Raw genomic sequence first — 15,112 nt, 5'->3', positions numbered from 1 at the left:
CCGATCAGGCCGAGCCCGTGCCTTCATCACAGCGCGGGCCGCGTCTGCGATCGGTTGTGTGGGTGGTACCTGCGAGAATGTCGAGATGGCGAAAAGGCAGTCATCGAACTCGGTCGAACACCCGTGGCCGACCGACGCGACCGCGAAGCAGCTGTACGGCACCGCGTTCCGCTGCGCCGAGCCGGACTGCCGCGAGCCGCTGTACCGGAAAAACTCCGCCACCGGCCAGACGCTGCTGAATAGCCGGATCGCGCACATCTGCGCCCGGAGCGAGAACGGCCCTCGCTGGGACGCGGCGATGACGGAGGACGACAACCGAAGCGCGGACAACCTTCTGCTGCTATGTCAGAAACACGCCTCGGAGATCGACGATACCCCGGACGATTTCCCAGTTCCGCTCCTGCGCGGCTGGAAGCGCGCCCAGCTCGCCGAGCACGAGCGCTGCCGGCAGGGCTGGGAGATCAGCGACGAGCAGGCCGCGGAGGTCACGCGCCTGTCCTTCACCCTCGAGCAGCTCGTGGACGCGATCACGGACCTGATGCCGTTCTCGCCGCGTCAGCGCTCGCGTACCGAAGCGCTCGATCTCGCCGACGCACGGCTCCATGCGGGCCGCCGGGAACGGCTGAGCATGGTGGCTTCCGACCGGGTCGAGGACGTACTGCGGTGGACGGCCGCCCTGCCGGACCCGGCCGTCGAGGTACCGCTCGGACAGCTGCGGGTCTTGGTGGCGCCGATGGGAGCGGGAAAGACCGAGCAGGCCGCGCGCTGGTTCGAGGCGGCGCTGCAGGACGCGCGCGACGACGACGCGGTCGCTGTTCCGGTCTGGCTTGAGGCGCGCGAGGCCGTGAACGGATTGGAGGACGCCGTCCGCAGTCGGCTTGGCCAGGACCCGAAGGCCGTCTGCTGCGTGGTGGTAAACGATCTGGAGCGGATCGACCCGGTCGATGCCGATCGGCTCCTGAGCGAGGCCCGCCAGATGGTCGGTGTATGGCCGATGGTGGCGATTCTTGCCACGGCGCAGCCGGGCGTCACCGCCGACCACACTGTGTGCATGGAGGTCGAGGCATGGGCCATCGAGCGCGGCGCGGAACTGATGAGGGTCGCCTCCGGGACTGACATGCCGTGGCGGTTGTGGAGCCCTGAGACGACCGAGCTCGTACGGCGTCCGCTTACGGCGCTCGCGCTGGCCGGCAGGCTCGTTGCCGGTGGGGACACGGGTGTCTCACGTCTTCAACTACTGCGGGACCTGCCACGCACGATCGTGCAGAGTCGGCGCCCGCGCGATGCTTCACCGCAGGTGTGGCAGGCGCTCGAGCGGTTGGCGATCCGGATCCTGCAGGAGCACGGTCCAGTACCCGCGGAGGCCATCGGCAACGAGTCTGAGGTCTGGCAGCTGACGGACACCAGACTGGTCGTCGAGCACGACGGCGTGCTGAGCTTCGCGCTCCCGGCGTTCGAGCAGTACTTCGGCGCGCACGCGATCACCTCCGGCACATTCGACATCGAGTCGGCGGCCAGCCGGGCATCATTCCCATTCTGGCGGTACGCGATCGCCTTCGCGATCGCGACCCGCCCCGACAGCGCACAGCGCGAGCAGCTGCTTTGCCGCGTGGCCCGGACCAACCCCGCCGCGCTCTCCTGGGTCCTGAACGAGATCAAGCCCAACCAGTCGCACCACCCCGTCACCACGAGGACTCAGGACACTTTGCCCGCTTCGGCCCCGACCGCCGCGAACCCAGACAGCGACAACGCCGAAGCCGACCCGGCGATCGCGTCCGCCTCATGGCTGCGCGAGGCGTTCGAGGCGCTGCTGGAAGGCTACGGGCCGTTCGCGGCCTCCCTCGCACCGCACCACGAAGGCCGTCTGTTGCAGTGGGGCGCGCACCTGAATGCCGGATACCTGACCGTGTCCGAACACTGGGAGAACACAACCCCGGCCGTCGTGTCGCTGCCGGACTTCTCCCATCTGCGCGAGCTACGCCCCGGCGGCTGGCGTTCGTCTCGGATGTTCCCCGAGCCGGCCGGCGACTACAGCAGATGGCAGTGGGCACGCGACCGAATCCTGGCGACCCTGACTGATGCCATCCAGCGCCGAACCCTCGCCACCTCCGTCGGCACGCACCTCACGCACGAGCGGCTGTGGGTCCTCGCCGACTTCGCCATGAGCACTGCCGGAACCCGGCTGCAACGAGACGCCATCGCTCTCGGCGACCTCCGGCAGGCCGTCGCCGCGATGATGGAGACGGTCAACACCTCGGTGTCCGCCACTTGGCAGCACATCGGCCATACCGTCAGCTCGGCTGACATCATCTGGCTGAACGAGCAGCTGGCACATCAGGAAGGCGAGGCACTCCTGCGCCCCTGGCCGCCGTCCGACTTGGTCGGGACGCCGCGGATGCGCTGGCAGGGATACTCACCGGACACCGCCGTCTCGATGACCGCTGAGATCCTCGCCGAAGCGGTGGCGGGCTACCGCGACCTAGTGGAGACCAACCTCCCCGCGTTCGGGCCGGCCCTCGGGCTCTACAGCCTCCTGCCGGCGCGCGTCGAAGGCACGATCACGTACTCCGAGGCCCCCGGCGAATACCCTCCGCGCCTGAACTTCGCCTGGATTCCAGACCCGGCCCTCGATCCCCGCGCACCGACACCCGTCGAGCTCAGGACCGAGAACGAGCCCGGACGCAGGCCGTACTGGCACACGCCCAAGGGCCCGCGTCCGGCATCACGAACCGCCTACCACATCCCCATGCTCGAAGACGGGATCACCCCGCTCGGCAACACGCGGCCCTCGACGAACCTCGCCTACGAATGGCTGGCCCGAGACCTCCACGCGCTCGGGTGGCTGAAGGATCCGACCACCTTCCACGAGTGACCGGCCCTCGCTGATAGAAGCGAATAGTACATCGAGAATGCATAAGACAACTCTGTGGAGTACGCTGTCCACAGCGATAAGCGGTTTCCTTTTCGACCCCCGTCAGTTGCCCGCAGCACCCGAAAAGATCTCGCGCCAATAATCCGGTAACGCTTGACGCCGAGGCGCGGAAGCGAGATGCTCTAAGTGTCCGAACCGTGACCAACTAACCTAGGCCCACGAAGCTCCTACCAGGAGCGTTACGGTGTGGAATATGCCAGATGCAGATCGCCATGGAATACCCAGGGATTTCGTGGGGTTATGGAATCTCGGACACGTAAGTTGTACATATTCGGCCGGTTTTGGCCGTTTTTCCACGCCACCCGTTCTTGGTCTCGGCCGAGGGCGGGTGTTCTGTTGTGGCTGTGTTCTGCCTGGTCGGCGGGGTGCTATTGGGCCCCGGTCAACCTGTGGCGTTGTCGTGAGTGTCAGATCGCGATGCTCTCCTTTTCCGGGGTGTTGGCGGTCAGGGTTTTGGCATCCGAGTTGTAGGTCAGCGTGATCGCGTTGTGGCGGAGGAACGTGATGGTTTCGCTGGCCGTCGGCGTTGCGGGTTCGTGTATGGGCCTCCTGGGCGGGTCGTCGGTGTGTTCGCTCATCCGGAGTCGGATGAGCATGGCTGCGAGGTGTTCCAGTACTCGGTCTTCGCGGACATAGGTAAGACGCCGCGGGTTCTGCGGGCTGGTGGCGCTGTTTTGTCCGTGGCGGCAGCGGTAGCCGGGGTGGTCGTTGGCGTAGCACGATTCCATGCGCCGGCCACAGGCACTGCAGATGAGGAGGCCGGCCAGCAGGTATTCATGCTTGGCTGCATCCGGACGTGCGCGCATGCCCTGCACGGCGATGAAGTCGGCGGTGCTGACCAGTGGTGTGTGGGCGATGTCGGTGGAGATGATCCACTGGTCGGGGCGGTTGTGCCGGACCTGGTCCCGGTGGCCGAGCGTGGTGTTGGCCGGGTCGATGAGTTCGTGATCGGTGCGTGTGCGCTGCCAGACCTCATGTCCGGTATAGCGAGGGTTGGTCAGGATGGCAGCGACGGATGTGACGGTCCATGCCAGTCCGGCGCGATGCCGGTTGCGTTCCCGATCGGCCGCGGACGGCGTCGGGATGTGCGCGTCGTTCAAGGCACGCGCGATACGGGCATAGCTCATCCCGGCCAGCCGCTGGGCGAACATCCATTCCACGATCGGCGCCGTGGTCGGGTCCGGCGCCAGCCCCAGCTGCATCCTGCCCCAGCGCGCGTGCGTGGGGTTCGGGTGCGGCTTGATCGGCACCAGCCGATAGCCAAAGGGCGCACGGCCGCCGAGGAACCGGCCCTGCTTCTCAGTCAGTATCGTCATCGACGTCACGGTGCGGATTCTCGCGCGCACGATCTCCCGCTTGGACAAGATCCCAAGCAGTGCCATCAACTCCTCCAGCGAGCCGATCTCTGGATCCACCGGGCCGCCGACATCGGGCACCCAGACCCGCACGCCGTGTCTGGCGAAGATCGGCGCCATCTGCTCGTACTGGGGGCCGTAGAACGCCCGCTCGGCCTCGCCGACCACGATCGCGTCGAACTCGCGATCCGGGTCGGCCAGCGCGGCGATCAGCGCTGCGGCGGCCGGCCGTGCAGCCCAAGGCAGCACCCGACTGCGCCCGACGTCGAAGAACTCGACAGTGATTCGTCCCGCGCCGGCGATCAGCGCCTCGGCCCGGGTACGCTGCCACGCCCTGGAGGAGACCGGATCCTGATGATCCTCGGTCGATACCCTGCCGTAGAACGCGAATCGCAGCTGGCCGACGGCAGGCGGCGTTTCCGGGGTCGTCCTGTCAGAGTTTCGCTGCGCCCAAGACCGAAGCAGGCCATCAGCTGGTTGTTCGACCGGTGGGACCAACCGCAACTTAGGCGTGCTCATACTTCACCTTGCCGGTGTTCATTTCAGTCGGCGGCAATGCTCGGCTGCGCAGTTATAGCTTCCATGTGTGATGTCTCACATGCGTTGGATGGAGACCAGTAGGCGGTTCAAAGCGCAGGTCAGCGCCACCATGGCCCATGGCGGGTTAGCCTCTATTAGCAACGGCTGGCTGAGCGATCGACAGGCTCTGCCCTGTTGCGAAGTAACGTTCAGGGACTCGAACGCTCCGGGGCGCGCCGGTCCATTCTGCTTGAATACGTCCCGTCCCCGAGCCTAGTGCTGGTCAGTTCCGTGAGCGCCTATTAGCGGGTCGTTCCCGCTTATCCCCAGATCGGCGCGCGCGGCCTGGTAAAACTGCTCGCGCGCAATCGTGAACTCCTCCAGCGCCCGATCCCACGCCTCGGGGTCGGTGATCGTCCCGCGCGCTACCCACTCCATGGTCCATGCGACTCGATGCCAGGTACGCGCCGCCGCGATCGCCTCGGGACTGCCCAGCAAGAGCAGAGACTCCCACTTGGCGGCGCGCTCCCTGGACAGGACCAACAGCTCGGCCATGCCCTCGGCAGGGTCGAGAGGTTCGGTTCGCGTCGTGAAACCTCTAGAGAATTCTCTGCTTGGGTGTTTCGCTGGCGGAACGCCAGGCTGACACACTGCTGTTCGCGCGGTATGTCGTGGTCACGAGGTATGCGCAAGGTGGTGGGCTCGATGCGGCGGCCAGGGCGCGGCGCGAGCAGGTGCGGATGGCAGCGGCCGAGTTCATCGCCGCTGGTGAGAGTGATGAGCAGGTAGCACGGCGGTTCCGGGTGACGAAGATGTCGGCCAACCGGTGGCGTCACGCGTTGCAGACCGGCGGTGCCGACGCGCTGGTCTCCAAAGGAGCTGCCGGGCACCGGCCGTTGCTGACCGCCGGCCAGCAGCGGGAGCTGATGGCGCTGATCGAGGCGGGTCCGGCTGCACACGGCTACCTCGACCAGCGGTGGACCCTTTCCAGGATTGCCGAGCTGATCCGGACCCGGTTCGGTGTCCGGTTCCGCTCTTCTGGGGCGTTGCACGAGATGCTCACCCGGATCGGGGCCAGCTGGCAGGTTCCGGCCCGCCGCGCGGTCGAACGCGACGAGCACGCGATCGCCGCCTGGCGCAAGGAGACGTGGCCGAACATAAAAGCACGGCCGTAGCCCTTGGCGCGTTCATCTGCTTCGAAGACGAGGCAGGCCAAGGGCTCAAGCCACCGCGCGGACGCACATGGGGCCGCCGCGGCGTCACCCCGGTGGTGAAAATCTCGAACGCCGGGACCAAGCGGGTCAACCTCGTCGCCTTACTCGCCTTCCGTCCCGCGGCCCGACCACGGGTCCGACTGATCCATCGCAGCCTGGTCTATCACGGCTGGAAGAACGAGAAGAAGGGCTTCGACGAGCAGGACTTCATCCGCCTGATGGATGCCGCCCACCAGCGGCTTCACGCCCCGATCGTGCTGGTCTGGGACAACCTGAACCGGCACAAGTCGGCGACCATACGTGCACTGATCGCGTCCCGGTCTGCCCCCGAGCTCAACCCGGTCGAGGGCGTGTGGGCAGTGATGAAGTCCGGGCTGGTCAACCTCGTCAAACGCGACATCGACCAGATCCAGCAGCTCGTCAAGCAGCGGCTACGGCACATGCAGTACCGGCCCGACCTCCTGACCGGCCTCCTCGCGAAGACCGGCCTTGATCCACAACCCCCGTAACCCCCACACCGAAAACTCTCTAGCCGCCGCCATTCGCTTGCTTACTTCGGACACGGACTTCACCGCGTAGCCGTACTCGACATACGCATCCTTGCGATGCAGGTCCCAGCGGCTTTGCTGCTGTCGGTGCCACCGCTGTCTATCGCCTGCGCTCGAGGTCCAGTAGGAGCCAGCAGCGCCAAGCGCGACGCCAGCCAGAGGGAGTACAGCTTCGAGCCCAGTCACTGCGTCCCCCTAATAAGACGGCGCGCTGCTTCGGATTGACTGTGGACTGCACGGGTTGCGCTGCCAAGTCTGGCAGTATCCTGACAATCATCACTCACAAGCGCTCCGCACGAGAGGCGGTACGCGGACGTATGTGGGTGTGTTCGAGTGACATCATCGACGGCCGATTCGGCAGGTGTCTGCGATCGATCGAGCGTCCAATGGACGCAGCAGCGCTCACGACATCCCCGTTGGCCTCGAACCCACCCCGGTGCATCGACTTCCCTACGCTGCTGTTGACCTTTTGGTATGGTGCGGTCACGGTGTGAAGTTGGCGATGTGGGGGGCCGCACGTTGACGCGAGTCTTGTTTGTGCACGGAACCGGAGTAAGGGACAAACACCCGGCGCTTTTCGACCGGGTCTGCCGCGGCTTCGCGAAGCTGGATCGGCCCGATCTCGTCGTCGAGTCCTGCTTCTGGGGCGAAAAGCACGGTGCGAAGCTCGCCCTTGGCGGCGCATCCATCCCCGCCTATCTGAGCGCCGCACCCGACTACTCCGCCATAGACGACCCCGATGAAGAACTGGTCGGCTTCTGGGAGATCCTCCAGGAGGATCCCTTCGCCCAGCTCCAGCTTATGGCCGAGTTCGAGCAGCCGGGTCCTGACGACGAGGTGCTGCCGCCCAGCTTCCACACACCCGGGGCAGACGTTCTGTCCCGTCTCACCGCGCTGAGTCCCGCCGGGGAACTCGCCGATCTGCTTGCCGAGACGGGCCTGGCCCCGTACCTGGAGCCAGCCATGCGGCGGCTCCGCGCCGCGCCTGAGCTCGGCAAGGCCGCCGTGGCGCGCGCTGAAGCGCCGGGAGACTTGGCCGAGGCGGTGGCCTGCGCGTTGCTGGCGTTGTTACTTACCGTCGCTGATGAATCCGCGCCGACGGGCGCTCAGCTGGACCGACTGGCGGACTTGCTGGTCGCCGCGCTGGGCGCCGGGGAGCGATCCGGGCGGGTGTCGAAGACGGCACAGTTCCTCGGCAGGCGTGCCTTGAACGTGACGACGCAGCCGTTGCTGCGCGTCTTCCGGAACGGGCTGACCGAGGCAGCGGTCCCGATGCTCGGCGACATCCTGAACTACCAGGCCCACGGTGACGGTTTGCGCGACTTCCTCAGAGCACGGATATTCGCCAGCGACGAGCATACGATCGTCCTGGGCCACAGCCTCGGCGGAGTGGCCCTGGTCGACCTGCTTGCCGCCGCCACGCCAGGGGAATTCGGCCAGGTCCGGCTGCTGGTGACGGTGGGGTCGCAGGCTCCGTTCTTGTATGAGTTGGGCGCGTTGCACAGTCTGCCGCTCGACAGCGCCGACACGGCGGATGCGTTGGCTCGTATGCCCAAGTGGCTCAACGTCTACGATCGCCGCGACCTGTTGTCCTATCTGGCTGCGCCGGTGTTCGGCCCGGAGGGCGTCGAGGACTTCGAGGTCGACTGCCGGCAGCCGTTCCCCGCGGCTCACAGCGCGTATTGGAACCTGGACCGCGTCTATGAACGGATTTGCCAGGAGATCGCATGGACTTAGCGATTCCGACGGCGCCCGAGGACGTACACGCCATCGTCGTCGGTATCGAGCACTATCCGGGCCTCGGCCGTCGTTGGCGACTGCCCGGCGCGGTCGAGGACGCGCACCGGATGGCAGCGTGGCTGATCGGCCAGGGTGTCCCGTTCGACAACATCTCACTCTTGACGAGCCCTGATCCCGAGCGCGTCGCGGCCGCGATGCCGGCCGGGGAGCAGGGGGCGGAGGACGTCGCCGTCCCGCCGGTCCCGGCACGACCTGCGGACCGCGCCACTGTCGCCGCGGTGATCCGAAACGAACTCCCGCGCCGCGTCGGCCGTCTGCTGGTGTTCTTCTGGGCGGGCCACGGGATCGTCGACGACCGCGACCGGCTCTGTCTGCCTTTCTCGGACACCACCTCCAACGATCCGAGCTGCCTGATACTGGAAGACACCCTCGCCTGGCTGCGCTCCGAGGTGTTCCCGGCAGGCCGGTTCGAGCGCCAGGTGATCATCGTCGATGCCTGCCGTCTGTCGGCCACCGACCGTCGGCTCCGGCTCGCGGACATGGAGTACCCGCCCCACCCGGCGCGGCGTGCCTGCTACCAGTCCGTCCTGTACGCCTGCCGCGTCGGCGAGGCCGCCCAGAACCAGGCCGACCGGCTCAGCGGCCAGCTCTCCGAGGTCCTGATGGCCCAACTCGCCGATGCGAGTCTCGACTCCCTGAACGCGGCAGTGCACACAACGGTCACCGCTGTCCAGAACCGTTTCGCGGAGCTGCGTGCGGCTGGCGAAGCTTGGCAAACCCCGGTCCGCATGCACTATGCGGGCTGGCAGGACTCGAATATCTGGCACGAGACCGCCGCAGGCGCCACGGCGCGGCGCGATGGTCTCGACGAGAAGGCTTGGCGGGACTTGGAACGTCAGCTGGCTGGCGTCACCCCGGAGCCATGGTGTGAACAGGCCTTCCGTTGGTCGTTCGGCACCGGCGAGACCGCCGAGCAGGCCCCTTACGCCATGCCGGACGGAGACCTGTCCGCCTGGGCCCGCGACCTCGACGAGTACGAGGGCCGCACCGACGGTCTGCCGCAGGTTGTCGCGTTCGTCCATGCTCTCGCTGCGGGCTTCCGCGCCCAGGAGGATCCGGCGGCGCGGCACCGTGCGGGCGCACTGTCCGCCTGGGTCGCCAAGGTCTGCAATCGCCACTCGTTGCCGAAGCCACCCGAACCTCCGGTATTCACTTCGGAGAACACCACCCTGATGGTCCGCCTCGATCAGGACCCCCAGCACGAGGACCAGGTCTTCCTCGACATCTGGCTGCGGGCCGCCGGCTGGCAGTGCCTGGAACCCGCAGAGGGCGAGGGGCACCGCAAGCGTGTGACGCTAGACAAGGCCCGGGACATCCTTGATGAGCACCTGACCGGCCTGGGCGGTACCAGCACCGCCGGGGCCTCCAGGCCTTTCGGCCTGCGGCGGGTCGAGTTCGCGGTCGAGGCGTTCCTCCTGGAGGAGGGGTTCGACCAGTGGTCGATGTCCGCCGGACTGCGTCGCCCTTGGAAGTTGGGGCGTCGGTTCGAAGTGGTGGTGCGCTGTCCGGAGGCCCGCCGCAACCTCAACCTGGCGTATCTGTGGGGCTGTCGCTGGGATTGGTTCGTCGCCAACAGCGGCACCTGCGCCGAAGCCACGGTCTGGCTGAGCCAGGTGGACGTCGATGACCTGGAGAGACTGGACGCGCTGATTGACAAGTGGTCCGCCGGGCAGCATCCGGTATGCGTGGCTGTGGACGCGGTCTCACCGGGCCACGCCGACGGCTGGGGGGCCGCGCTGGACGCTGGGATGCCGGTGATCGTCTGGCGGCGGCCGGACCGGGCGGATGACGACCGAGCACCGGCGTCACTGCGGGAGTTGCTGCCTATAGACGACGTATCCCAGCTACCGGCCACAGTGAAGCAATTACGGACCGACTCGACGGTGGACCCTCGGCTCCGCTCCACTGTGGTGCTGCTGTGGGACGACCCGGGGCACGCGCTGGACCGGGAACTGCTGAGCGACGCGGGACTGCGCTCGCCGGGGGCGCCATGAGCGCCGGGACGAACAGAAGCGGAGTCAGTCGGTGAAGAACTGGTGGATCTACAAGGGATCTGGCCCCGCTTCGAAGCGCCTGGCGCTCCTGGCGGAGAATCAGCCGCGCTGGCGCACCTTCGACGGCGTCGTCGACGACGGCTACGTCGTGCCGGACCTGGCCGAGCCGCGCTACGCCAGAGAGCGGGAACGCGGCGCCGGCTACCTCGTGGACGCCCCCGACGTCGACGTGGTCAACACCGCACTGCTGCTGCGCCGGCCGCTGCTGGTCACCGGCGAGCCCGGGGTCGGCAAGTCGACGCTGGCATTCAGCATCGCCGCGGACCTCGGCCTGGGACCGGTCCTGCGGTGGGCGATCACCAGTCGCAGCACGTTGCGAGAGGGGCAGTACCGCTACGACGCCGTCCGGCGGCTGGAGGACGCCAACCTGAGGGAGTTGAAGCGGAAAGCCGCCGAGGCGATGGTCACCGGAGTGCGGCAGGACAAGCTGGGAAGCCGGGACGGGGATCGTCGAGAATCTCCGGACCGTCCGGAACGGCAGGGCACACCCCGCCCCGACGCGATCGGCAACTACCTCCAGCTCGGCCCGCTCGGCACCGCGTTCCTGCCCACTCGCCGCCCCCGGGTCCTGCTCATCGACGAGATCGACAAGGGCGACATCGACCTGCCCGGCGACCTGCTGACGGTGCTGGAGGACGGCGAGTTCGAGATACCTGAACTGTCCCGGATGGCCGCGCACGAGGCCGACGTCGAGGTCGGCACCAGTGATTTCGACGGTCATTCCGTCGTGTCCCGGGGTTGGATCCGCTGCCACGCCTACCCGATCGTGGTCCTCACCAGCAACGGGGAGCGTGAGTTCCCGGCGCCGTTCCTGCGCCGCTGCATCCGGCTGAACATCGGGCGCCCCGATGACGAGAAGCTTCGCAGCATTGTTGAGCAGCGCATCGGCCCGGAGGCGGCGGCCGAGGCGGCCGCTCCTGGCGGCCTGATCTCCACCTTCATCGAGCGGCGGCGGTCCGGTGAGGTCGCGACCGACCAGCTGCTCAACGCCGTCCAGATGCGGCTGGCCGGGGCGTGGACCGCACCGGAGGATCTCGCTTCGTTGGCCGACGCCACGCTGCACCGGCTCACGGGGCCGGACGCCGGGTGATCCCGAAATTGGCGGAGCTGATCCGGGAAGGCGGCGCCCCGGATCCGCGGCCGGAGGAACTGGCCGACATCCTCTGGCTGGCTTCTGTCATCACGGTGAGCGACGACCACACTAACGCGGGAACAGCGACCGTGCCGGCGCCTGGTTCGGATCCGGCACAGAGCCCTGACGGTGACAAGCAGGAACCTGAGACACAACCTGACGCCGACGCGGGCCGTTCGCGCGATGGGAACGCAGGTCTAGAGCCGCGCGCGCCGCAGCCGACCGGCGACGTCTCAAGCTCCGGCCCCGGCCACACTGTCCGCGGCGGCCTACACAGTCCGGCCCGTATCGGCAGCCCCGGGACGCAGGCTGCGGCGCTCGTCCGCGGCCCCGGCGAGCCGGGGCTGACCAATACGCTCGACCTGATGCGGGCGCTGCGCGCCCTAAACCGCCACGTCCCCTCCGACACCGAATTCGAGCTCGACGAGGACGCCACTGTGGCCCGACGTCTGGACGAGCGCATGCTGCTCCCGGCGCTGCGGCCCCGGCCTTCCCGCTGGCTGCGCCTGGCGTTCGTCCAGGCCGACAGCCCGTCGATGGCCCTATGGCGGTCGGAGATCCACGAGCTGCATCAGGTGATGGTCCGCCTCGGGGCGTTCCGGGACGTTCGCCGCTGGAGATTTACCGAACGCCCCGACAGCGATGGAACCACGGTGGAGGTGCGCCGACACACCGCTACAGCAGCCCAGGGCCTTGCGCTCCGGTCCCGCGACATCGTCGACCCCACCGGCCGCCAGCTCATCTTGGTCCTGACGGACACCGTCGGACCGATGTGGCACACCGGGGCCGCCCAACGTCTGCTGGCCGAATGGGCCCGCACCTCCCCGGTCGCGATCCTGCATTTGCTGCCCTCGGGTCTTTGGTCCAGGGGCGGCGCCACACCGCTTCCCGCGATGATCCAGGCCCCGAGGCCCGGCGCCCCGAATGCACGGTGGCAGACGTTCACCGGACCGTCGCGGCGGCGTTCGGCGCGTCCCGGCCGTACCGTGATCCCCGTCCTGACGCTCGAGGCCGAAGATCTGCGGCCCTGGGCTGGGCTGACCGCGGGGAACGGCCGGTGGGCGCGGACGGCGGCCCTGGTGATTGAAGCAGACCGCCCCCGACCCGCCGGTGAGCAGCGCCGGGCCATCGCAACGGTGGAGCTGGACCGAGAACCCGATCCCGTCGCCACGGATCCGGATCCCCAAGAGCTAATCCGCCGTTTCCGCTTCTCCTCCTCCGGCTCGGCCTGGCGCCTGGCCGGCCTGCTCTCGGCCGTCGAACCGGTCACCCTCCCCATCGCCCGCCTCGTCCAGCGGGCCATGGTTCCTGGCTCCTCCCGCGGGGACCTCGCCGAGGTGTTCCTCGGCAACCTGCTGCACCGCGAGGCTCCCGCGTCGTCCGAGGAAGCAGAATCCGCGGACCAGGCCGTGTTCGACTTTGTCCCCGGCGTGCGCGAGGCCATACTCACCGGCCAGTACCGCCGCGACACCCGCCAGGTCCGAGACCTCGTCCACGACGAGGTCTCCGCCTACCTGGAACGCCGCCGCGACCGGCTCGGCGGCGACCGGACCGCCCTCACCGGTGTCTCGGGGACAGGCCCGGCGCTCGCTGAAGGACTGCCGTTCGCGAGCCTGTCGGCCGCCGGTATGAGGCGGCTGGGAGAGCGGCCCGAGGAGGTCAGGTACGGGGTCGGGCAGTGGCTGCCAGACGGGCCCCGGCCCAGCGTCGACGACGCGTTGGCGATGGTCGCGGCGGCTCGCGCCGCCGCGACCGCGGAGCCGCCCGGCGGCCGGCGGTACGGCGAGCTGATGTCGGCGCTGGGCGCGGCCCTTGTGCTGCTGGCCGATCAGACCGGCGACATCGTCGACCTGGTCGACGGCATCGAGGCGTACATGGACTGCGTCCCGAGTGGAGCCTCCACCGACCGGCAGCCTTGGACCTGGCACTTCGCCCTCGGCGACGCCCTGCTCAGGCTCGCCCGCCGGTCCGGCGACCTCGGCGCGATGATGGACGCCGCCGCCGCGTTCCGGCACGCCGTGCTGGCCAACCCGCCCGAACCTTCGATGCGCCGGGAGATTCTCTGGACCCTGAACCTCACAGAAAGCCTGCTCTCCGGTGACGAGCCCGACGACGCCGTCTCGGCAGCCCGCCGTGCGCTCAAGGACATCCCGTTCGACGACCCCACCGCGGCGGAACGAATGTATGACCTCGGATCAGCGCTCGCCGAAGCGTCACCCCCGGACCGGGACAGCGCCTCTTTCTATTTGCACGCTGTCATTTCCGATGACAACGTGCCGCGTGTAGTGCGGAGCAACGCCTGCCGGCGGCTGGCCCCCCTGGTGGGCCCTCCCGCACACGCGTTGTCACTCATCGAGGACGCGATCGACTTGCTCCGGCTGCCGTCTCCGCCACCCCGCGGTGCTTTGCCGGTCGCGCGGCTGGTCGGCGAGGCTGTGGCGTCGGCCCTCGACGCGGGACGTCCGGAGCGTGCCGTGGAGTTGCTGGAGATGCTTCGGGGCTCGGTGCTGCCGAATCCGCCACAGCAGGCTACTGATTTCGGAGACCTTGTAAGGCGCGTCAACAAGGCGGGCTTGGGCCCCATTGTGTTGGTGAACACTGCGCCAACGCGCTGTGACGCGCTGATCATCGGGGGCGGGTCGAGCTCGGTAACGGTCGTGCCGTTGCCCGGGCTCAGCGAGGAGAGGGTGTGTGCGGAGGCCGCGTCGCTGGCTGATGCGTACGCACGGGCGTTCTCGGCCGGTGAACGATCCGACGTCCGGCGGCACGTGGCGTTCGCCGTGTCGGACATCTTGTACTGGCTGTGGGACACCCTCGCCGAGCCCGTGCTCGCTTCGCTGGGACTGCAACCTACGGCGCCAGACACGCAGAGTCCGCTGATCTGGTGGAGCACGTTCGGTCCCTTGGCCCGCCTGCCGATCCACGCGGCTTCTGAGTTTCGGCGGACGCCCGGCGTCTCTGGAGTAATGGACCGCGTGGTGTCCTCCTACGCGCCGACGATCCGCGGCCTCTTGGAAGCTGTCGAGCGTCCTCCTGCAGGGCTTCTCTCAGGCATGCGTGTCTTTCCTGAACCCAGCAAGCCACACGCCCCCGTTGATGTCCGCGACCTCGGACATTGCGCGGTCGCTGTGTTTCCTCACGGCTCTCACTCGGACCTTCTCAATCCCATGCTCAGCCAGGTCGTGACACTTGGACACGGAGTCAAAGCGCTGACCATCAGCGAGATCGCCGACGAGCGTGTGAGCGCGGGGCTGGCGTTGCTCGTCGGCATAGACTCGCCCCCGACGCCGCGTGTGCGTGTCGAGGAGACCGTCCCGGTTACCGGTGCTCTTCATCTGGCCGGGTTCCGGCAGGCGATCGGTACGCTGTGGCCGAAGCTCGGTTCACATGCGTTTGCACTCACAAACATGACGGCGAGTCGGTCCGACTCGCCGAGTACCGGTCCGAAGATCGGCGAGTGGGCCCGAACTCTGCACGGGGCCGTCGATGAGATGCGGCACGACTTCCCGGACGACCCGCTGAGCTGGGCCGCGTACACCCATACAGGAGTGTGACAGC

8 protein-coding genes are annotated in these 15,112 nt (G+C 67.9%); 6 read left to right on the top strand and 2 right to left on the bottom strand.

Features of this window, described 5'->3' with window-relative positions; all coding sequences use genetic code 11:
* Positions 1-85 precede the first annotated feature (85 nt).
* On the top strand, positions 86-2,872 hold the full coding sequence (locus CACI_RS19260) for an NACHT domain-containing protein (RefSeq protein WP_015792506.1): 2,787 nt from the start codon (positions 86-88) through the stop codon (positions 2,870-2,872).
* Positions 2,873-3,339: 467 nt separating this feature from the next.
* On the opposite strand, the gene CACI_RS19255 is transcribed toward CACI_RS19260, so the two are convergent.
* A complete protein-coding gene (locus CACI_RS19255; protein ID WP_015792505.1) occupies positions 3,340-4,806 on the bottom strand; it encodes a recombinase family protein in 1,467 nt (488 codons plus the stop codon).
* A gap of 273 nt (positions 4,807-5,079) precedes the next feature.
* The gene (locus CACI_RS19250; protein WP_015792504.1) at positions 5,080-5,361 is read right to left on the bottom strand and encodes a hypothetical protein; all 282 of its coding nucleotides are present in this window, start codon (positions 5,359-5,361) and stop codon (positions 5,080-5,082) included.
* Between the two features lie 116 nt (positions 5,362-5,477).
* Here CACI_RS19250 and CACI_RS54675 point away from each other — a divergent pair.
* The 5 genes from CACI_RS54675 to CACI_RS19220 all read left to right on the top strand — a co-directional run bounded on the left by CACI_RS54675 (position 5,478) and on the right by CACI_RS19220 (position 15,108).
* Positions 5,478-6,529 (top strand): IS630 family transposase gene (locus CACI_RS54675; RefSeq protein WP_449727825.1). Its coding sequence is split into 2 segments (ribosomal slippage): positions 5,478-5,970 and positions 5,970-6,529, totalling 1,053 coding nucleotides; the frame shifts between segments, so codons are not numbered across the junction.
* A gap of 576 nt (positions 6,530-7,105) precedes the next feature.
* Positions 7,106-8,305: an alpha/beta fold hydrolase gene (locus tag CACI_RS19235; RefSeq protein ID WP_015792501.1), complete on the top strand. Its 1,200-nt coding sequence runs from the start codon at positions 7,106-7,108 to the stop codon at positions 8,303-8,305.
* The gene (locus CACI_RS19230; protein ID WP_015792500.1) at positions 8,296-10,362 is read left to right on the top strand and encodes a VMAP-C domain-containing protein; all 2,067 of its coding nucleotides are present in this window, start codon (positions 8,296-8,298) and stop codon (positions 10,360-10,362) included. Before CACI_RS19235 ends, CACI_RS19230 begins: the two co-directional genes overlap by 10 nt.
* Before the next feature lie 31 nt (positions 10,363-10,393).
* Entirely contained in the window at positions 10,394-11,512 is a 1,119-nt protein-coding gene (locus tag CACI_RS19225) for an AAA family ATPase (protein WP_015792499.1), read from the top strand.
* Positions 11,437-15,108, top strand: coding sequence for an SAV_2336 N-terminal domain-related protein (locus CACI_RS19220; RefSeq protein WP_317623744.1), 3,672 nt, complete (start codon positions 11,437-11,439; stop codon positions 15,106-15,108). The genes CACI_RS19225 and CACI_RS19220 overlap by 76 nt, the downstream gene beginning before the upstream one ends.
* Positions 15,109-15,112 lie beyond the last annotated feature (4 nt).

Source organism: Catenulispora acidiphila DSM 44928, assembly GCF_000024025.1.
In the GTDB taxonomy this organism is placed as follows: domain Bacteria; phylum Actinomycetota; class Actinomycetes; order Streptomycetales; family Catenulisporaceae; genus Catenulispora; species Catenulispora acidiphila.
This window is presented reverse-complemented; position numbering and strand designations above follow the sequence as displayed.